This is a genomic window from Dyadobacter bucti, assembly GCF_005869225.1.
In the GTDB taxonomy this organism is placed as follows: domain Bacteria; phylum Bacteroidota; class Bacteroidia; order Cytophagales; family Spirosomataceae; genus Dyadobacter; species Dyadobacter bucti.
Genome location: NZ_SWFP01000004.1, coordinates 646,568 through 666,422 on the forward strand (window position 1 = coordinate 646,568; position 19,855 = coordinate 666,422).

The window sequence follows — 19,855 nt, forward strand, 5'->3', positions numbered from 1 at the left end:
AGTTAGAACGATAATACTACTTTTTTTTCTTCTTGCCTTCCTTTGCGATTTTTTCGCCGGCAGGCAATGTGATTTTCCAGAGGCTTCCTCCGGCTTTGTTTCCGCCCTGTTTTCCGCCATACTCAATGATATACACGGCGTTCCCGATCAGGAGCGCGTCCGTAGGCGAGGTGAAATTTTCGACGATGCGGGTGGTTTTGACTTTATAGTTGTCAGTGGCCTTGTCATAGATCATATCCAGGTGCAGTAAATCCTTTCCCTGCCTTCTCAGCGGACTTGGATTGACTACCCCGTTTCGTGGCCCGCCGGTATAACGCATGACAAACCCGTCGCCGGTCAGGTCTTTCCCGAGCGCTTTTTTATTGTCGAAAAACAATGCGAGCGGGGAGGAGTGTGCGTTAAAAGTACCCACGGTTGCGCCGGTCGTATCCCCGTCCATAACCACACCGGTTTTTCTGTCGCGGTACTCGTTGGCATCCGGGCCCATATTCTGCACCGAAGGACTGAATGTTACGCCTGCGGGTCTTTTAGGAAAATCGGGATCATTGTGAAAATACTTCATCAGCCATGCAAAAGCAAACTTGCTCATGAAAGGATCTTTTTCAGGGTCAGGCTGATAGTCAGGGTATTGTTGCGGGTTTTCTATTCCGCCCATCACCCAGGGAAATCCATAGTGATGTCCTTTTCTTACCCAAAACATATCCTCCGGATGATCGTAGTCACCGGAATTGGATACAGCAAAGAGGTTTCCTTTCGGATCAAAAGCCATATCATAGGCATTTCTGATACCTTCTGCATAGAGATAACCGTCGGCTTTCAGTTTGGCAACGTCGGTGGTAAGTAACAGGTCTTTTGCATTGATCGGGAAGCGGAATATGTTAGCTGTGAGGGCATTGTCCCTGGCATTTGGATATTCGCCTCCATTGTCCTGAACTTCTCCGTGATCGGTACGCGCACCAGTGTTCACAAAAATATACTTCCCGTCCGGGCTGATCTCAAGTGCGTTCCAGCCGTGGTCGAAAGTGGTTTTGTTGGCCCCGTATTCAACTGTATTAAATACGACGGTCATTTCCGGCTTGGTAACCCCGCTTTTCATTTCATAGCGGACCATTTTTCCTTTGTTTCCTTTGTTGTTGTTGACGTTGATATTGCCCGCAAGAAACAGCATATTCCCGTGAAAAGCAGCGCCTTGCAAACGGGGGATGCCATGATCTTCGACGGTAAGGAGTTTCTCGCTGACGGGTTTCCCGTCCACTTCCTTTATTTTATATACATCACCATAAAAGGTAGTATAATATATTTCGCCGGTAACCGGGTGACGGATGATCCGCACAGCGTCCGGTTCCACTTTCATGTACTCTTCAATCGTGATATCATCACGAAGTGCCCTGGGTGTACTGGTTGTTACCGGCGGCCGGGAATCCTGGCCAATTGCGTGGATGGACAAGACCAGGGCAAACAGGGCTGTTAATCCGGAGTTCAGAAGTTTGTTTGGGATAAGCATTTGTATAAAATAGGTTCAGGATTATTCGGTTTTACCTAAATGACGGATGTAAGCAACCAGCTTCCATCTTTGCTCAGCCGTAAAAACATCCTGAAAAGGAGGCATATTGCCTCTTCCGTTGGACATTTTCCAGAAAAGCGACCCGTCGCTCTGATTTTTAACGAGTGTGTCATGAAAGTTGGCAGGCTTCTGACCCAATGCGCCCCCGGCAGCCCCGTCTCCGTACCCGGCGTCACCATGACAGGAAGCGCAGTACAAGGTGAACAGTTCTTCACCCTGAGCCAGTGTCAGCGGTTCTTCGTGATAGGGGCTTTTTAAAGTGTCTGCCCAGGCAGGGGCTTTCCATGGTTCCTGGCTATGGTAGGGACGGCGGTCTTCATTTCCGGATGAAAAACCCGCCAGGGCTATTCCGGATAAAACAACAAAGCTTGCGGCTAGAAATTTGTTTTGATTCATTAACGAGAAAAAAATATGATTTTAATGTTTTTTTCTCCCTCCAAACCCCCAGAAAGCAGAACTCAATTTGCCGGAGAGTAACACTAACTTAAGGGGAGTGGAAGGAGAAAAACCTGATCTCTACTTGTCCAGCGACGCTCTTACTTTTGCCACTTCTTCGGTGGTCACTTCACTTGCCTTGTTACCGAAGTTGCTTCTGATGTGCGTCAGTACTTCTGCCACTTCTTCGTCTTTCAGAAAGCTATGCTGTGGCATCACGTTGTTGTAGGACTGTCCTTTTACTTCAATCGGACCTTCAAGGCCTTTCAGTACTACCTTAATCAAACGCTCCTTGTCGCCTGTCACCCAGTCGGCGCCGGCCAGGGGCGGGAAACGCTGGGAATCGCCCATGCCGTTTCGCTGGTGGCAGGCTGTACAATACACGCTGTAAACCTTACCGCCCGCAACCGGTTTGTCTTTATCCAGGTTGTCGTTGATCACATCCGGTGTCCTGATGTGCGACAGTAATTTTCTTTTTTCCATTTGGGCAAGGGAAGCTTTATTGAATTTCTTCTTGCCGCCCTTGTAGGTCACTTTCCAGATTTTCCCTTTCTCAGTTTCTGCAATGTAGATCGAACCGTCGGGGCCCATGGCGATGCCCATCGGACGATATACGGCGTCGCTGGTGTTCACGATCGGGTCTACGCCCGCAAAGCCGTCTGCGAACACCTCATAATCTCCGGAAGGCTGGCCATTTTTGAAGGGTACGAAACCAATAAAATAGCTTGACTGCGGGTAAGGAGCGCGATTGGTAGAGCCGTGGAATGCGATGAAGGAACCGTTTTTATAATGATCGGGGAATTGGCTGCCCTGGTAAAAAAGGATATCGTTCGGCGCCCAGTGACCTGGAAAGCCGATCAGGGGCTTTTCGTAAATTCCGCATTTGCCGATGATTTTTCCGTCTCCGCCATATTCAGGGTTCAATAACTTCTTGCCCTGCATCTGATCATAATAACAATAAGGCCAGCCTGCATCCGAACCATCTTTTACCCGCAGGAATTCTTCCGAAGGCAACATGGCACTTTGCCAGGGCGAGTAGATCTGCGGCCAGAGACGGAGCAGGTCATCACGTCCGTGCTGAACAGCATAGAGATTATTATCGGCAAAATTCCAGTCGAGGGCCACCACGCTTCTCAGGCCGGTCGCAAACTTATAGCCGTCTTTTTGCAGCTGGCCTGTTTTATTCGCATCGAATCTCCATATCCCGCCATGGTCTTCCAGGATCGGGCAGGGGTCCATTCCCACTGATCCCGGCGTACGGTTTTGTTCCTGGCATGCATTGGAATTGGCGCCAAACGGAACGTACATAAAACCTTTGTCGTCAAAAGTGACCGGCTTTGCAATGTGCTCGTGCATGCCGTGCGGGTGGTCGTCGGTCAGGATTATTTCCTGTTCACTTTCGGGTACCAGTTTTCCGGGAGTGAGTTTGTAACGGTATACGATCAGTTCAGAACTGAAATAGATATAGCCTTTGTAAATCCGCATTGCAGTCCCGTAAGCACGCTCCTTTGCGTTGCCGCCGAAACGTTTGATGATGTCGGCCCGCCCATCGTTATTAGTATCCCGCAGCGCAATGACCGATTCGTTCTTGTCAGCAAAGCGTGCTTTTACATATATGTCGCCGTTATCATTGACAGCGATATGCCGGGCCCGTCCCGGAAGGCTATCCACCACAACGGTCGCCTCAAATCCCTCGGGCAGAAAGAGCCCTCCGTTTTTATCGTTCACAGGCGAACCTTCGCGGATATCGGATCGCTGGATAAACCCCATGATGAGGATCAGCAGTAGTGGGACCGGCAATTTCCTGATGAGAGAATACATATTTGATGATCGTGAAGAGGGTTTGGTTTTATCTTGTCAAATAGATCGGATTCGCTATACCGTTCAGGTCGTAAACGATTTTGCCACCCATAATGGTCATTTCACATTCCAGCTTTTCTTTACCTTCCATTTTGTATCCGGTTTTGTCATAAAAGCCGAAATTGCCTTTGCGCATGGAAAAAATAGCTACGTCCGCAATTGCATTTTCTGAAATATGGCCGAGGTTTTCTCTTTTGATCACCTGTGCCGGGGCCCAGGTACTTGCTTTGATCACCGACGGAAGGTCCATACCCATGATATAAAACTTGGACATGACACTAAGCATATCTTTCATCGAACCGTTCATGCTGCCTGTGTGCAGGTCGGTACTGATCGTATTCGGGTAAAATCCGTTTTTGATGGCCGGGATTGCCTGGGAATAATTGAAACTTGCACCACCATAACCTACATCAAATACAATCCCTTTTTTGCGGGCTTCGAGGGTAAATGGTTTTACTTTTTTTGCAGTTTCATCCACGATGGTTTCTCTTACATTGCCTTCGAGAAGTGTGTAGGCATGTGTAAAAATGTCGCCGGGCCGAAGATGCTTCATAAAAAGTTCTTCGAGCGGAAGAGGAGGGGTGCTGCCTCCGAAATCGACCATAACCGGCATGTTGGCAAGCTTGCCAGCTTTAACGGCATTATCTACCGGTTTCCAGTCACCGCCCTGAAAGTGTGCTACTTTAAAACCCACCACATCATTTCTGTTTTTGATCGCTACCGAAGCTGCCAGGTTGGGGTCCATATCGCTGGTATCCTGCTCATAGTTGCCGCCGCGCATGCCCTGGCCAACGATGTTCATAAAAGAAAGTACACGTGTTTTTGAATTAAAAATCACATTGTTCTTAAACTCAGAAAAAGAATCCCAACCTGCGCCGCCGGCGTCCACAATGGTGGTAACACCTACGCGGAAGGTGAAGCCATCGGGCGGTAATGCAACCAAACCATTACTTAAATAATGGTTTGGTTGCGTACCGAAAAATACGTGACCGTGGATATCGATAAGGCCCGGCGTAACATACATGCCAGTGGCCGTTACCACCTGCCGTCCTTCTTTGGCATCGATATTCTTGGCAACTTTTTTAATTTTTCCCTCAAAGATCCCCACATCCATCACTTCATTGATATTGTTTTTGGGATCAATGACATGTCCTCCTTTGATGACAATACTATATGTTTGCGCTTTGACGGCAGCGCAGTTTATAAAAATCAGACAGAGAAAAAAGGCAGTCGTTTTTTTCATTTTTTCAAATATAGAGGTTAGGGGTCGGGAATCGGTCAGATCAGGATTTGACGGCTGCTTTTTGCAATTCTTCTTTAAGTCTGCTGGCAACGATTTTTTCTTCGCCAGGTTTCAGCATCCACGTTGTGATCGTCAGCGAATTCATATCACCCGCAATGATCTCGATCGATGGGTTTCCGTTGCGCAGATTCTCCTGCAGAACCTTAACCGGTAAACTTACTTTCGCCGCATCCCAGGTTACCCTCAAAGTAGGCGTATGGTTTCCCAGCTCCGGTACAGTGACCTCGGTAGTTACGCCGTTTACACTTTTAGCAGCATTCCCGATGAGCGCGGTCCGGTCTTCCCACATTTTCCACTCTTTTTTGTGGTCCATGTTGATGAATTTTTCCAAAGCCACATACATACCCAGAATTTCTTCTTTGTTTACTTTCATACCCCGGCCGATCGTCGATCCGCGTGGCGGCATGCTCAGCCGCGCCGCAGCGATCAGGTGTTTTTTACCCATCAAAATACCGGCACTCTGAGGTCCCCGCATGGCTTTTCCGCCGGATACGCAAACGAGGTCGAAACCCATATCATTGAATTTCCAGAGATTTTCTACCGGCGGGACGTCAGCAGCCATGTCGATCATGGTCGGAATTCCGTTCTTTTTGGCAATTTCTATCCACTGTTCGTGTTTGATCTGCCCGTTGTCCGACTGGATATTCAGAAACCACATCAGCGCGGTTTTTTCATTGATCGCTTTTTTCAGTTCATCAACCGTTTCCACATAGACGATCTTGCATCCCGTATTGGTCAGGGCCTGGGAATAGCCGATGCTGTGGCCTTTCTGGATGATCACTTCCGACTTCATGCCTGTACCTTCCAAATGCGGCAATGCGCTCACTTTTTTCTGGTCCATTCCCGTGAGAACTCCGGCCAGTCCAAGCGTCAGAGCTGAGAAGCAGCCTGCGGTAACCACTGCCGATTCTGCGTGGGTAAGCGCAGCGATTTTTTCACCCACTTTGGTCTGCACTTCGTCGAGCATCATAAAATCCTTGGACGCTCCCTGTATCGTTTCCACCACTTCGTCCTGCATCAATGAGCCGGTCATCGCTGTGTAGGTACCCGCCGCGTTGATAAAAGTACGGATGCCCAGCTCTTTTGCCAGGTTCCTTACCGGCACCTTGGCAGCCACACCCATGGGGTCGATGCTGGTTTGTCCCAGAAATCCGCCCAAAAGAGGAAATGTGGATAAATGTTTGATTAAATCTCTGCGGTTGATCATAATGGTTACAGGACTGAATTTGATAAAGGATGTTCAAAAAATAACTTTGACAATAACGTGGTTAAGGATGTAGAAAAATAGGTGCTGATACTCTTTTTGTGAAGATTATTTTTTCATTTTTTCCAATTTAAGAAAATATAGTTTGGTTATTGCCGACTTTGAAGCCCTTTTATTTTGAATGCGAAATTAAATTAAAAGTGCTTTTCGGATTGCGCCGGGCAGCACTTTTAATTTAATATTAATTCAGTCCGTAAACTTTAGTTTTTGTCCCACCAGAGTGGCGTAGCGGCGTTGTCAGGGCCGTTGAGAAGTTTTACCGCTTCTGTCACCGCAGCTGTATTCGACTGTTTTTCCTGAAGGATAAAAGGAATCCTGCGGACAACTGCGGTCGTTGGTACATCCGCGTTCACAGAATGTACGACCGGGTACAGTTTAGGGAACCTGCTTCTACGGAATTCCGCCCATGCTTCTATACCGTCGGGAAATAGCGCCAGCCATTTTTGTGTGCCAATTTGTTCACGCTGGATGGCTTCCGTAGCGCCCCATTTTACAGGAATGTTCGACAAAGCAGGGGAGTTTTGCTGGTCACCAGGTGCAACAGGTGTCTTTGTGCTGTTGATATAGGCGGTTACTGACGCGCCCGTGATTCCCCAGCCAGCCATGGATGCTTCTATCCCTTTTTCATAAAAAACCTGTGCAGTGCCTGTACCAGTGTTCCATTTGTTCACCGCGGCTTCCGCCAGAAGGAAATAGGCTTCGGCGGTGTGCATTACGTCTTGCTGAACAGCCAGTTGTCTGTCCCAGGCCGATCCTGCCCCGGTGTTCCGGATCCAACGCTCGCCGATGTTGGATGTATTATCGTTGCTGTTTGCTGCTACTGCGAGTTCAGTCGGGCCGAGTCCGTTTCTTAATCCTTCGTAGGTTTTTGTCAGAAACGCAGGCTGAAAGAAGATGCCAATGCGCGGATCGTCGTAGCCCTTCAATACAGATTCCATAGAAGCGCTCATTCTGAATTCCCCCCATCCGGAAATGGTGGCAAGACCATTGTTATCACCTCCAAGAAGACTTTTGACCATGTATGCATTATCGGCGACATCAGTCAGCAGTCCGCCGACAATGGCGGCTTCGGCTTCGGTTTTTGCACGTGCGGGATCCACTTTTGATATTCTCAAAGCCAGACGCAGGCGGAGCGTATTGGCAAATTTGATCCATTTATTAACATCGCCGCCGTAAACGATATCGAAGTTTCCATAAGGTTTTTCGGAGGTTTTGCCCTTCAATACCGTTGTGGCCGTAGCAAGACGTTTGAAAAAATCGTCATAAATCAGCTCTTGCGCGTCGTATGCTACGCCGTCACCTGGTTCACCTGCTGCGAAATATGGGATCGGGCCATAATAATCGGTCACGCGGTGAAACGAATAAACCCACCATATACTTGCCAGTGCATATTCAGAAGAACCCGGATCAGTTTGCCTGAACAGATTTTTGAGCTGAGGAACAACTTGTGTGTAAACGGGGTTCCAGTGCGAGTTGATCCAGGTCGGATGCATGAAATAGCGGTCCGATTGAAAATTAGCAGTGGTGGTCGCGAAAAATTGAGCAAATAAATCTGCGTAAAGATTTTGCGCTGTCTGATAAGTTCCTGCGGCATAGGATGCCTGCTGCTGGGCTCGGGCAAACAGATAGGGGAGCTCATCCGGGGAAAGACTGGTGAGCGAAGTTTTACTGGTATTGATTTCGTCGAAGTCACTGGTGCATCCGCCCCAGATCGATGCCGAGCCGATCATTAACCCAATTGTTGATGTTCTTACAAACTTATGATTTAATAATTTCATGTTTCTTAAGATAGTTTTGATTCTAACCTGGATTTGACTTAGTCTCAGAATCCTAATTTTACATTGACCCCGATCGTGCGGGTTGAGGGAAGCGAGCCATATTCCGAACCCTGGTAATTGCCAGCGCCCAGGTTTACGTCAGGATCAAAAGGCAGTTTTCGTTTCGCAATTCCTGGGATGTCCATAATTGCATATCCACGGTACAGGAAGAACAGGTTTCTGGCAGTAAGCGACAATCTTAAATTTTTGATGAAAGTATTCGCTGGCATTGGAATGTTATATCCCAGCGTTGCCTCTCTCAAACGGAAGTTTGTAGTGGAGTAAGTGAAGAACTCTCCCCAGGTATAGCGACCTTGAGAAACGGTCTGCCAGAAAGTTTCCGCTGTAATAGCTTTGGTATTCGTTTCGCCTGTTTCGGTTACGGCATCAAGTACCCAGCCTCCGTCTCTGTGAGCAGTAGTATATTCTGCAGTTCCGTCGTAAGCGAGGTTACCGTCTGTTCCGGAAGTCATGATACCACCTACACGGCCATCGATCAGGAAGCTCAGGACGAAATTTTTATAAGAAAAAGAGTTGTTTAAACCGATCGTGAACTTCGGGTTGAAGTTGCCGATTGTTTTGAATTCACTTACCACAGGAACCCCGTTCGCATTGACAATGTATCGTCCCTGGTCATCGGTTTTCCAGCCAAAAGCCTGAAGGTCTCCGTAAGATCCGCCTTCACTTACCACAGCCGTTGTGGTGCGGGTATTACCGCCCAGGGTAGCTGTTTTGATCTTGGGGTGCAGCTCAACAATAGTATTGATGTTTCTGGCAAAATTAAGCGTTGCATCCCAGGTAAGGTCTTTGCTTTTCACGGGCGTGGCGCTCAGTGTAAATTCAACTCCTTTGTTATTGATTTTCCCTGCATTGATAAACTGGTTCAGAAAACCCGTTGCCGATGCTTGTGGCAGTGTAAGCAGCTGGTTAACGGTGTTGCTGTTGTAATACGTGAAGTCAAGTCCCAGGCGTCCGTTGAAAAGCCGGATGTCTGCGCCGATTTCGGTAGAAGAAGAAATTTCCGGTTTCAGATTATCCGCAGGGCGGGTCGTGTTTTGCGAGATGAATCCGCCTCTTCCGCCCTGGAAAAAAGTGTAAGTCTGCAGAAGGCGGTAAGGTTCCGTATCATTTCCAACCTGTGCCCATGAACCTCTCAATTTGGCAAAACTGATAAATGAGGGAAGTTGGAAGGCTTCTGAAAGGATTAGATTTCCGCCAAATGACGAATAAATGTAAGAATACGGTTTGGGAAGAGTCGTAGACCAGTCGTTGCGCACCGAGGCATCCACCGTCAGATAATCACGGAAAGAGAAAGACGCAGTACCGAAAACATACTGAAGTTCTCTTTCTTCATAGCCTGTCATTTGGGTCAGAGCAGCGGCAAACGACAGATCAAAACGGTTTGGGATGGATAATCCATTCGTACTCGCACCCACTTGTGAGAACTTTTTATAAGTAGAACCAGCTCCGAAATTATAGGTTACCGCAATGTCTTTACCGATTTTATTATTACCGGAAACAATGAGGTCCATGTTTCTTTCGAGTTGCTCTGCGGTCCAGTCGGCATACGAGCCGCCTGTGCCTGCAAAAAGCAGTGTATTATTGGCAAAACCACGGTTAAAACGGTCGGCATACCAGTCGTAGCTGATACGGCCCTGAATGTTGAGCCAGTCTGTAAATTCGTATTTGGCAGAACCCAATGCGATCACGCGGTTCCTTTTTTCAGTTTCAAAAGTCCGGTTGATCGTCCAGTAAGGGTTCATGTAAATACCGGAACTTGCCCAGTATGTTGGTTTGCCATTGGCATCTTCAAACTGCTTGTATTGATTCAAATCTACGCTTCGGGGCGTTTTGTATAAATTCATCGTTACCGAACTCTCTTCCCCGGAACGTGGCTTGTTATCAATTTTGGAATTAATATAGGTTAACTTGGCGTCTGTGGAGAAGCGTTTAGAGATCTGGGTATTTAACCTTAAATTCAAGGTGTGCCGCATCAGATCATTATTTGGCAGTATTCCCTGGTTGTAGTTATTGGTATAAGACAGATATGTCTGTACTTTCTCAGAACCCGCCGAAACCCCGACCGAATTGTTGGCAGAGATAGCGTTGCGGTAAAAGTCTTTAATGTTATCCGGAAACGTAACTGACTCAGGGCCCCAGCTCACGCCAGAGTTGGTACTCGCGACACCGCCTGATCCCTGCCCATAAATATTCTGAAACTTTGGAAGCAAAAATGGCGATTCGACCACAACACCTGAATTGACGTCGGCGGAGATCTTGCCTGCCTTCCCTTTTTTGGTCGTAATCATTATCACACCGTTGGCCGCCCGGCTTCCGTAAAGCGCAGATGCCGCAGCACCTTTCAAAATGTTCATGGATTCGATATCGTCCGGATTAATGTTGGCTGCCCCGTCGCTGCCATTGATGCCGCCAAAATCACTTCCTACCTGGTTTCTTACTGTATTGTCGATAGGTACGCCGTCTACTACGAACAATGCGTTATTATTTCCGGTGATAGAGCGGTTTCCGCGTAGTACGACGCGTGTTGCCGACCCCGGCCCGGAAGAGCCCTGGGTGATCACAGCACCAGCCACTTTTCCGGACAGCGTATTTACGAAGTTAGCGTCACGGACATCTGTGAGCTGTTTTCCGTCGATCTGCTGGGTAGAGTAGGTGAGTGTCCTGGCATCACGTTCGATGCCCAATGCGGTGACCACTACCTCGCCCAATATTTTTACGTCTTCTGCAAGAGTTACATCAATTGTTGTGTTTGCACCAACCACAATTTCCTTGCTGATGTAACCTATTGACGAAAAAACAAGTGTGGCATCATTACCGGGAACAGATATCGAATACTTTCCATCAGCGCCTGTACTGGTTCCCGTGGAGGTTCCTTTTACCAGCACATTTGTTCCCGGCACAGGTTCACCTTTCTCATCTTTAACTGTTCCGGTGACGTCCTGCACGACGGTCTTGATCGGGACCACAGGCATCACCTCCGCAGGCATTCTTGCCTGGGATACAGGTTTGTTGTTGATAATAATATTGTTGTTGATCTGCGTGTAGCCGAGGCCGGTATCTGCCAGGATTGTTTCCAATGCTTCTTTCACAGATTTGTTTTCAAGGGAAACGGATACTTTTTTCTTTTTGTCTATTCTTTCAATGCTTGTAATGAACTTGAATTCGCTTTTTTTCTCTATTGCGAGAAATGCTTTCTGAAGAGTAACTTCATGAAGGTGAAGTGAAATCTTCACATTATCTACATTCTGCACCGATTTGGAATGTAGGGCATGTGTCGATGTGGTTATCAGCAGAAGAGCTAGCATCAATGCGCAGGCTTTCCATAGCGCGGATGCGGCTCTGGGAGAATGCCCAGATAGTTTTTTTCTCATACGTTCAGGAAAAATTTGGTTTAAAATTAAAATTGAGAAGCCCGCTAAAAGTGATCGTCTTTTATCTGCAAACTCCTCCCAGGATCGTGACCTGGTTTTCTTTGATATTGTAACGGAATGAATTTGAGATACTTAATAATTTTAATACGTCATTCAGGACGGCACCTTCATTGAAACTGGCCATTACCCGGCAATCGCTTAGACTTTTGTTTTGTAAGTCAATTTTTACCCCAAACTCCTTTTCAAGCCGGACAATCACTTCTGTGTACGTATTATTCCTGAAAACGAGCTGCTCTCTGCGCCAGGCACCAATATCATATGTGCTAACGATGTCAATATACGTTTCATCCTTTTGAGTGTTGATCACCAGCTCCTGCCGGGGGGTCAGTTGTGTTATCCGGATCGGCTCATCCGCCCCGATTTCCTTGCTTACCTCGACTTTGCCAGTTGCAACGGATACTGAAGCGGTTTGCTGGTACCGGTATGCTTTTACATTAAACGATGTGCCCAATACTCTTGTCGACACCTTATTGCTCCTCACGATAAACGGTTTCTGAGGGTTAGGGACAACTTCAAAAAACGCTTCGCCTTCAATTAATACCTCGCGGGTTTCACCCGAAAATGCCTTTGGAAATCCGATTTTACTGTTTTCGTTTAGCCATACTTTTGAACCGTCGGGAAGGGAGAAGCTGATCACTTCATCCTGTCCGCTCGTCTTTTCGAGATAGGCCGTACGGTCGGTTTTTCCTATACCGGTATTTTGGTTAAAATACAAATAACTGAACCCGATCAGCAACAAAATACCTGCTGCGGCCAGCCAGGAGCTTATTTTTATCAATTTTACCGGTCTTTCAAAAGGCTCTGCCGGATCTTCTGCGGCTTCCGAAATCTTAGTATGAAGCTTTCCCAGGCCACGTTCAGCGCTGAACGCAATATCCGGCTCCGACTGCCGCTCCCATGCAGCTTTTATTTCCTCGAAAAGTATGCGGTTGTCGATTTCTTCCAGCCACCATTCGATTGTCAGCTTTTCTTCCGGGCTGCATTCGCCAGCTAAATATTTGGCGATCAAAGGCCATGGTGCGTTATCCGACATGTATTTGGGTGCTTTCTGATGTTAGGACAAATAAAAAATGGGGATACCCCCATCCGGTCAGTATATTTTTTATAACTGATAAGTTTTTTGCAGAACTTTTAATTGCTTTATCGCTTTGCCCATTTGATTTTCTACGGTCTTGGCCGAGAGGGAAAGGATCTCTGCAATTTCGTTGTAAGTAAAACCTTCGAAGCGGTTTAGCTGGAAAATGGCCTTTCTTTTCTGGGGAAGAAAATTGATAAGGTCTGTGATCCGGGATTCCAGCTCATGGTATATAAGCTCAGCTTCCGGACCGGGAGTATTTTCAATAAAATCTTCATTGAGCTCTTCCATGACATGTTTTTCCTGTTTCATGTAGTTAATGGAAGTATGCCGGGTAGCGGTAAAAAGATAGGCACGGAGGTTTTTTTCAACCTGGATCTCCTGTCTTTTTTCCCATATTCTAAAAAAAACATCGGCGACTATTTCTTCGGAAAGGTCTTTGCGGTTGGTCAGATAGCAGGCAAAGCGGCAGAGCGAGTAGTAGTATTTCTTAAAAAGAGAATCCAAAGCACGATTATCTCCCTGCTTGATCAGCGAGATTAGCATTAAGTCGTTCTGGCCGTTGTTCATAAACTTTTACTAATCCTTAAAAACGATGTCAGATATTTTTGGAAATACTGTCCACTAAATATTTCATTTGCCAGGAGTGCGATTGATGTTTCAAAATGATTCGGGACAATATAACCGGAAATTAAAAAAGTAATATTTAATTCTGTCCTTTTGATGTTATAGAGAATAATGAATCAAGAATCCCTAAAATTAGAAAAGTAAATGGAAATTAACGCAAATCGCTGAAAATATTGTTTCACCAATACTTTCAGCGATTTGACGTATGCCGGGGAAGGCGATAAAAGGCTTGTCGAATTATTTGAGGAAAAGCTGTTTAACACAAACGGGCGTAGGTACACTGATCTCTTTCCCGGTATAAGTCAATTGTCCGGTTGCTGCGTTCCTCTTGAAAAACACAACATTATCACTGTCTTTGTTGGTAACAATAGCCAGCTCGCCTTTTTCATCGATCAGGAAATTGCGGGGATGTTTGCCATGTGTTTCAGCATGTCCGGCAATGGTCAACTTTCCGGTTTTGGCGTCAACTCCGTAAATAGCAAGGCTTTCGTGCCCACGGTTAGACGCATAAATGAACTTCCCATCCGGTGAAAAATGAATGTCTGCGGCAAAGCTTTTGCTTTTGAAATCGGATGGAAGCATGGTGATTCTTTCCAATGGAACAAGCGCGCCGGTATTTTTCACGATCTGGAAAGAGTTGACGTGAGAAGATAGCTCGCAGGCGGAATAACCGAAATTTCCGTTAGGATGAATGGCAAAATGGCGTGGCCCGTCGCCGGCTTTTACTTCAACGTAAGGCACGGTTCCAGGAGTCAGTTTGCCTGTTTTCTGGTCTACCGCATATACCATAATTTTATCAATACCCAGATCCGATGCATAAATAAATTTCCCGTCAGCAGATGGAATAATCGAGTGCATGTGCGGTTTCTGGCCCGGTGCGCCTTTGTCCTGAATTGAATCTGCTGCTGCACCAATGCTGCCATCTTTGTTAAGCAGATATACCCCCAATTGGCCACTTCCGTAATTGGAAACGAATAAAAATTTACCTTTCGGGTCTACGCTTACATGGCACGGGCCGCGACCAAGAGAAGGCTGAGAATTGATGGCGGTCAGCTTTCCGGTAGCCTGGTCGATAGCGTAGGAAGACACTGTTGCGTTTCCTTCATTGGCAGTGTAAAGGAATTTTTTGTTCGGGTGAAATTCAAGGAATGAAGGGCTTATTTTGCTGGTTATGACCTGTAACTCCTTGTAGGAAAGATTCTTCCTGTCGAATTCGTATACATAGATACCTTCACCTTTCTGGGTGTATGTGCCCACATACAGTATCTCTTTGGAGCTTTTTTGTGCAAATGTCATGATCGCGGATAGCAAACAGCATAATGTAACAATTGTTTTCTTCATAAATGGGTAGCCCTGCCTGGGCATGTTTAGATGATTGATAATGGATAACAGGTAGCCCCTCCGGGGCAAATTATACTGCCTTTAAGTAACGTTTTTTTGAGTAATGGGTAGTATGGTGCCTTTAAGTAACGTTTTTTGAGTAATGGGTAGCCCCTCTGGGGCAGCGTATGGTGCATTTAAGTAGCGTTTTTTTTTGAGTAATGGGTAGCCCCTCGGGGGCAGAATATGGTGCCAGTAAGTAATGTTTTTTGAGTGATGGGTAGCCCCTCGGGGGCAGCGTATGGTGCCTTTAAGTAATGGTTTTTGAATAATGGGTAGCCCCTCTGGGGCAGAATATTGTGCCAGTAAGTAATGTTTTTTGAGTAATGGGTAGCCCCTCTGGGGCAGAATATGGTGCCTTTAAGTAACGTTTTTTTGAGTAATGGGTAGCCCCTCTGGGGCAGCGTTTAATGCATATAAGCAACGTTTTATGAGCAATAGGTAGCGCTAAAGAGCAATTGTTTGACAACCCGTATATTTGCCCCGGAGGGGCTACCCAATACTAGCAAAAATGTGTTTAGGGGATTGTTTTTGCCCCGGCGGGGCTACCCATAATTTTGCAAAATGCTATTCGAAAACCAGCGTACCGAATTTCTGGAATTCATGAAAGCTGCCGGCGGTTTTCTGCCACGAATAATATGCCGTTTCTGAATCATAATCGATCCTGTAAAAATTCCCCCTCCATTTTTCCCCTGATTTCGGGGCACCGCCCACAATCGGGTTCATAAGGTTAAAAGGAATAAAAAACTCAGCTTTCCAGCCTTCTACTGCTGCCATGCTTTTCTTTTGTCCTCCCTGGACGCTGGTTGCATGCTGCACCTTGTTACGGTCGTCGTAATGCCATGGTTTCCAGCCCTGTGCCCTTCCTTTAATATTCGGCACCAGAATGGCAAGTTCGTAATCGAGAGGTGAAATCTCATATTCCAGATAAATGGGAACGGAAGTATCCGGCCATAAAAACACTTCGACTACATCCTCTTTGAACAAGGCACCAAAATCTTCGAGAATTGTGGAGGTGAGTTTTTGGTCGGTACAATCAAAAAGGAAGTACATGCCTTTGTCGGAGTACATGATCTTTACCTTGGTAGGAAAAGCTTTACCGGCGGAAGCCTGTCGGGGGCCCTTCTGAACGGTGATATCGAACCACTTTGCAGCTGCCCAGTTTGAAGCAGTGCCTTCTCCGTTTACTTTGAAATCTGTTGTTTTTTTAACGACAAGAGAAGAGTCTGGGACCGGGGCCGCGTTAGACTGGGCAGAAACGATGGCCGCTGCCAAAAGAACAAAGCGGATAGCGAGTTTTTGGAACATTTATATGACGGGTTAAGGAATGAAAACGGAATGATTGGTCAGGTACGGGCAGTTGTTGTCAAGGATATTCAATTATAGGTCATGCGTGTTCAGGTGTTGTGGATGGTCGCCAAATGGGCATCTGCTTTGCTTTTTGCAATGCAGGCTGAGTTTCGCGCTTGATCTGATTTTTTTGGAAATGCGGAGTCGATTTCCTGCGGCAATTTCATTAGGTTTTTACAGATTACAAAACATTATTTTTCGGGCTGGCTGAATTGGCATCAGGACCTTTTCGAAAATATCCGCCCCGGTTGTCACCTTTTGGAACGATTATTTAAATATTTCCGGGGAATTGAAGTTAGTAACCTTTAAACTTTAAATGTTATGAGACGCGAAAGAGGAGAGCCAGCAATAGCTACAACTAGTAAGCCGATTATCGAACCACCCGTTTTTCCCAGTTTTCCGGAAAATACCCAGAAAACACGACCAGTAGCCGAAGATCCGGATCTGGTCAGAAAAGAGAACACGGACGATAATCCTGAGGAGGGAAATGAAGAAGATTAGGTTTTTTAAACCTGTTTTTATTTGTTGACATACACTATTTATAAAAGCCTTTCGGATGTTTTTCCGAAGGGCTTTTTGTTTTTCAATGAGTAATGAAATGTCCCTTCTGTCTTATTCTGCTATTATTCCAAATTCCTCACCTTTATTTACCAATGAGTTCTTCCGATAAAAATGTTACCCAAAGCATTACCCAGGTAATTGCAGCATCCTCCCTTGGTACTTTAATTGAATGGTATGATTTCTACATTTTTGGCAGTCTTGCGGTCATAATTGGACAGCAGCTATTCCCCAGTGATGCCGGTGCTTCCGCGCTCATTAATACCCTCGCCATCTTTGCGGCAGGTTTCATTGTCCGGCCTTTCGGGGCATTGGTCTTCGGTCGGCTTGGCGATCTTATCGGCAGGAAATATACCTTTTTGCTGACCCTGGTTTTGATGGGCGGCTCCACTTTTCTGATCGGGCTGATTCCTTCGTATTCCAGTATCGGCTATGCAGCTCCGATCCTCGTTCTGATCCTGCGCCTGGTGCAGGGCTTAGCTCTCGGAGGAGAATATGGGGGCGCTGCTACCTATGTGGCCGAGCATGCGCCGGTTGGGAAAAGAGGTTTTTTTACAAGCTGGATCCAGACTACCGCAACATTGGGTTTGTTTCTGTCGCTGGGTATTATTGTCCTCACCAAAAATACAATAGGGGCGGAAGCTTTCGCTGACTGGGGCTGGCGGATCCCCTTTCTGGTTTCGATCTTGCTGGTAGGCGTGTCCATTTATATACGGATGAAAATGCATGAGTCGCCGGTTTTTACCAAACTGAAATCGGAGGGGAAAATATCTTCAAACCCTTTGAAGGAGAGTTTCCAGAAAAAAGCAAATTTCAAAATGGTACTGCTGGCTTTGTTTGGCGCTACGATGGGACAGGGGGTGATCTGGTATACCGGCCAGTTTTATGCGCAGTCCTTTCTGGAAAACACCTGCAAGCTTGATTTTAATGAATCGAGGTACGTTCTTCTGTGGGCGATCCTTTTTGCCACACCGTTTTTTGTGGTATTCGGATCGTGGAGTGATAAAGTCGGCAGGAAGTGGATCATGCTTGTGGGTATGCTGCTGGGGGTGATATGCTACCGTCCCATTTATCAGTATTTTATTGACGCTACCAATGTAAAGGAATTAGAGAAAACGGAATTGCTTACGAGCTCGGTCCCGGTTGTCGAAAGGGGGCTCGTCAGTGGGAAACAGGATTCCCTGATTACTACAACGACACTGAAAACCTTGAATAACGGTATGACTTTTAAGGAAGCTAAAGTTGTAATAATTCCGGAAGATGTTCTTGTGCCTGTGAAGGAAGAAACGGTTATTAAAGATGTGACCTTATCCGGTTCAACTTATGTGACGATCATATTCCTGGTCTTTTTCCAGGTATTGTTGGTAACAATGGTTTACGGTCCTATTGCTGCATTTTTGGTTGAGCTTTTCCCGACACAAATCCGTTACACGTCGATGTCGCTGCCGTATCATATTGGAAATGGCGTTTTTGGTGGACTGGTACCGTTTATTGCAACGCTTGTGGCTTCGTTTAGCGGATCTACTCCTTTGTCAGGGCTATGGTATCCGATCGGGATTGCGGCCTTGTCATTTGTTATCGGGGCAATTTATATCGATAATAAAGGCGATAGCAATGTGATGGATTAGCAGGCGATAATTTTTTCGCCAACATATTTTTAGCTTTCAAAAAATAAAATTTTTCCAAGAACAATGAGCGGATTAAAAAAGATACTGGGACTACTCTGGATGCTCCTGGCGCCAGTGATCATTTTGTTTTTATTTATGCAGGCCATCGACAAGATCGCCGGGGCTGCCGAGGGAATTGCCAGGACCAACACGACACTTCAGTGGTCCATTATCATCCTGATTTTCATTCCGATCTGCGCTGGTCTGGCGATTTTCGGATTTTATGCCTGGAAAGGCGAGTATGACCATTTGCCTGAAAGTTCAGCGGATCTCGAATAATAGTTTCTATTTTTGGTTTTCAACCGCGAAGCCAGTTCATGAAAGAAGACGTATTTATATTGTCCGCCGCCCGTACCCCAATCGGTAGTTTCGGAGGAAGCTTGTCATCCGTTCATGCCGCCAGACTGGGCGCGGCCGCCATTCAGGGAGCTCTGACAAGTTCTAATGTCGCGCCTGGTCTGGTGCAGGAAGTGTTTATGGGGAATGTGATTTCTGCCAATTTGGGACAAGCTCCCGCGCGGCAGGCAGCGATCTATGCGGGCTTACCTCCGGCGGTGATTTGTACAACCGTTAATAAAGTATGTGCCTCCGGGATGAAGGCCACTGTTTTCGGAGCACAGAGTATTCAGCTTGGAGATGCGAAAGTTGTGGTGGCCGGCGGGATGGAAAACATGTCGCAGGCTCCGTATTACTTACCCAAAGCCCGAAATGGCTACGGCTACGGACATGGTGAGGTTACAGACGGACTTTTGAAGGACGGGCTGACGGACGTTTATGGCCAGATCGGCATGGGTGTTTGCGGAGACAGGACTGCCGGGAAATACTCGATTTCACGGGCCGAACAAGATGAATTCGCAATCCTTTCATACCAGAGAAGCGCCAACTCCACAGCCAACGGCTCCTTTGCAAATGAGATAGTACCTGTCGAAATTGTCTCTCCAAAAGGAGGGGAATCGGCCTGGGTGGCTGAGGATGAGGAATATAAACGTGTAAAGTTTGAAAAGATCCCTTCTTTAAAGCCAGCCTTTTCCAAAGACGGAACTGTCACCGCTGCCAATGCCTCCACGATCAATGATGGTGCAGCTGCGCTGGTATTGTCGGGGGGATCTGCTGTGAAGGAACATGGATTAAAGCCTGTTGCCAGGATCGTGGCTTATGCCGATGCGGAACAGGAGCCTGCCTGGTTTACCACCACGCCCATATTGGCTACTAATAATGTTTTGAAAAAAGCCGGTCTGAAAATTTCTGATATAGACTACTTTGAAGTAAATGAGGCTTTTGCCGTAGTCGCGCTGGCATACATGAAGGAACTCAACCTGGATGTCAATAAGGTCAATGTGTTCGGAGGGGCGGTTTCGCTTGGGCATCCGCTGGGTGCTTCGGGAGCGCGCATTATTACTACTTTACTCTCTGTTTTGGAAAAGAATAGAGGAAGATACGGACTGGCAGCGATTTGCAACGGAGGCGGAGGTGCCTCTGCGATGATTGTAGAGCGTTTGTAAG

At 46.7% G+C, this 19,855-nt stretch carries 15 protein-coding genes; 4 read left to right on the top strand and 11 right to left on the bottom strand.

All coding sequences use genetic code 11. The features are described 5' to 3' along the window. Positions 1 to 16 precede the first annotated feature (16 nt). From FBF61_RS16310 to FBF61_RS16360, 11 genes are all read right to left on the bottom strand, one after another. Positions 17 to 1,504 (bottom strand): PQQ-dependent sugar dehydrogenase, encoded by a 1,488-nt coding sequence (locus FBF61_RS16310; protein WP_138479072.1) that lies wholly within the window; start codon positions 1,502 to 1,504, stop codon positions 17 to 19. A 21-nt stretch (positions 1,505 to 1,525) separates the two neighbouring features. Beyond that, positions 1,526 to 1,960, bottom strand: a complete 435-nt coding sequence (locus FBF61_RS16315; RefSeq protein WP_138479074.1) for a c-type cytochrome — start codon at positions 1,958 to 1,960, stop codon at positions 1,526 to 1,528. Positions 1,961 to 2,080: 120 nt separating this feature from the next. Next, a complete protein-coding gene (locus tag FBF61_RS16320) occupies positions 2,081 to 3,820 on the bottom strand; it encodes a PQQ-dependent sugar dehydrogenase (protein WP_138479076.1) in 1,740 nt (579 codons plus the stop codon). 28 nt (positions 3,821 to 3,848) lie between these two features. Continuing rightward, a complete protein-coding gene (locus FBF61_RS16325) occupies positions 3,849 to 5,102 on the bottom strand; it encodes an amidohydrolase/deacetylase family metallohydrolase (protein ID WP_138479078.1) in 1,254 nt (417 codons plus the stop codon). A gap of 40 nt (positions 5,103 to 5,142) precedes the next feature. Then, complete coding sequence (locus FBF61_RS16330; protein WP_138479080.1) at positions 5,143 to 6,369, bottom strand: aminotransferase class V-fold PLP-dependent enzyme; 1,227 nt, start codon at positions 6,367 to 6,369, stop codon at positions 5,143 to 5,145. A 257-nt stretch (positions 6,370 to 6,626) separates the two neighbouring features. Further along, on the bottom strand, positions 6,627 to 8,204 hold the full coding sequence (locus FBF61_RS16335) for a SusD/RagB family nutrient-binding outer membrane lipoprotein (protein ID WP_138479082.1): 1,578 nt from the start codon (positions 8,202 to 8,204) through the stop codon (positions 6,627 to 6,629). A 44-nt stretch (positions 8,205 to 8,248) separates the two neighbouring features. Beyond that, positions 8,249 to 11,635 (bottom strand): SusC/RagA family TonB-linked outer membrane protein, encoded by a 3,387-nt coding sequence (locus tag FBF61_RS16340; RefSeq protein ID WP_138479084.1) that lies wholly within the window; start codon positions 11,633 to 11,635, stop codon positions 8,249 to 8,251. A 61-nt stretch (positions 11,636 to 11,696) separates the two neighbouring features. Beyond that, complete coding sequence (locus FBF61_RS16345; RefSeq protein ID WP_138479086.1) at positions 11,697 to 12,728, bottom strand: FecR family protein; 1,032 nt, start codon at positions 12,726 to 12,728, stop codon at positions 11,697 to 11,699. Positions 12,729 to 12,797: 69 nt separating this feature from the next. Then, positions 12,798 to 13,340, bottom strand: a complete 543-nt coding sequence (locus FBF61_RS16350) for an RNA polymerase sigma factor (protein ID WP_138479088.1) — start codon at positions 13,338 to 13,340, stop codon at positions 12,798 to 12,800. 294 nt (positions 13,341 to 13,634) lie between these two features. Continuing rightward, the gene (locus FBF61_RS16355; RefSeq protein WP_229215078.1) at positions 13,635 to 14,693 is read right to left on the bottom strand and encodes a lactonase family protein; all 1,059 of its coding nucleotides are present in this window, start codon (positions 14,691 to 14,693) and stop codon (positions 13,635 to 13,637) included. Positions 14,694 to 15,344: 651 nt separating this feature from the next. Then, entirely contained in the window at positions 15,345 to 16,085 is a 741-nt protein-coding gene (locus FBF61_RS16360) for a carbohydrate-binding family 9-like protein (protein WP_138479091.1), read from the bottom strand. 363 nt (positions 16,086 to 16,448) lie between these two features. Here FBF61_RS16360 and FBF61_RS16365 point away from each other — a divergent pair, with 363 nt between their 5' ends. The 4 genes from FBF61_RS16365 (at position 16,449) to FBF61_RS16380 (ending at position 19,854) form a co-directional block, all read left to right on the top strand. Then, positions 16,449 to 16,628, top strand: coding sequence for a hypothetical protein (locus tag FBF61_RS16365; RefSeq protein WP_138479093.1), 180 nt, complete (start codon positions 16,449 to 16,451; stop codon positions 16,626 to 16,628). A gap of 152 nt (positions 16,629 to 16,780) precedes the next feature. Then, a complete protein-coding gene (locus FBF61_RS16370; protein ID WP_138479095.1) occupies positions 16,781 to 18,313 on the top strand; it encodes an MFS transporter in 1,533 nt (510 codons plus the stop codon). Positions 18,314 to 18,376: 63 nt separating this feature from the next. Then, positions 18,377 to 18,631: a DUF6814 family protein gene (locus FBF61_RS16375; protein WP_138479097.1), complete on the top strand. Its 255-nt coding sequence runs from the start codon at positions 18,377 to 18,379 to the stop codon at positions 18,629 to 18,631. A gap of 38 nt (positions 18,632 to 18,669) precedes the next feature. Beyond that, positions 18,670 to 19,854 carry an acetyl-CoA C-acyltransferase gene (locus tag FBF61_RS16380; RefSeq protein ID WP_138479099.1) on the top strand — a complete coding sequence of 395 codons (1,185 nt, stop codon included), beginning with the start codon at positions 18,670 to 18,672 and terminating at the stop codon, positions 19,852 to 19,854. Position 19,855: the final 1 nt, after the last annotated feature.

What these genes read in the sequence shown, in the direction of transcription:
- FBF61_RS16345 (WP_138479086.1), bottom strand. Translation starts at nt 12,728, where the DNA reads ATGTCGGATAACGCACCATGGCCTTTGATCGCCAAATATTTAGCTGGC.
- FBF61_RS16315 (WP_138479074.1), bottom strand. Translation starts at nt 1,960, where the DNA reads ATGAATCAAAACAAATTTCTAGCCGCAAGCTTTGTTGTTTTATCCGGA.
- FBF61_RS16380 (WP_138479099.1), top strand. Translation starts at nt 18,670, where the DNA reads ATGAAAGAAGACGTATTTATATTGTCCGCCGCCCGTACCCCAATCGGT.
- FBF61_RS16320 (WP_138479076.1), bottom strand. Translation starts at nt 3,820, where the DNA reads ATGTATTCTCTCATCAGGAAATTGCCGGTCCCACTACTGCTGATCCTC.
- FBF61_RS16375 (WP_138479097.1), top strand. Translation starts at nt 18,377, where the DNA reads ATGAGCGGATTAAAAAAGATACTGGGACTACTCTGGATGCTCCTGGCG.
- FBF61_RS16325 (WP_138479078.1), bottom strand. Translation starts at nt 5,102, where the DNA reads ATGAAAAAAACGACTGCCTTTTTTCTCTGTCTGATTTTTATAAACTGC.
- FBF61_RS16330 (WP_138479080.1), bottom strand. Translation starts at nt 6,369, where the DNA reads ATGATCAACCGCAGAGATTTAATCAAACATTTATCCACATTTCCTCTT.
- FBF61_RS16310 (WP_138479072.1), bottom strand. Translation starts at nt 1,504, where the DNA reads ATGCTTATCCCAAACAAACTTCTGAACTCCGGATTAACAGCCCTGTTT.
- FBF61_RS16355 (WP_229215078.1), bottom strand. Translation starts at nt 14,693, where the DNA reads ATGACATTTGCACAAAAAAGCTCCAAAGAGATACTGTATGTGGGCACA.
- FBF61_RS16360 (WP_138479091.1), bottom strand. Translation starts at nt 16,085, where the DNA reads ATGTTCCAAAAACTCGCTATCCGCTTTGTTCTTTTGGCAGCGGCCATC.
- FBF61_RS16335 (WP_138479082.1), bottom strand. Translation starts at nt 8,204, where the DNA reads ATGAAATTATTAAATCATAAGTTTGTAAGAACATCAACAATTGGGTTA.
- FBF61_RS16370 (WP_138479095.1), top strand. Translation starts at nt 16,781, where the DNA reads ATGAGTTCTTCCGATAAAAATGTTACCCAAAGCATTACCCAGGTAATT.
- FBF61_RS16350 (WP_138479088.1), bottom strand. Translation starts at nt 13,340, where the DNA reads ATGAACAACGGCCAGAACGACTTAATGCTAATCTCGCTGATCAAGCAG.
- FBF61_RS16340 (WP_138479084.1), bottom strand. Translation starts at nt 11,635, where the DNA reads ATGAGAAAAAAACTATCTGGGCATTCTCCCAGAGCCGCATCCGCGCTA.
- FBF61_RS16365 (WP_138479093.1), top strand. Translation starts at nt 16,449, where the DNA reads ATGAGACGCGAAAGAGGAGAGCCAGCAATAGCTACAACTAGTAAGCCG.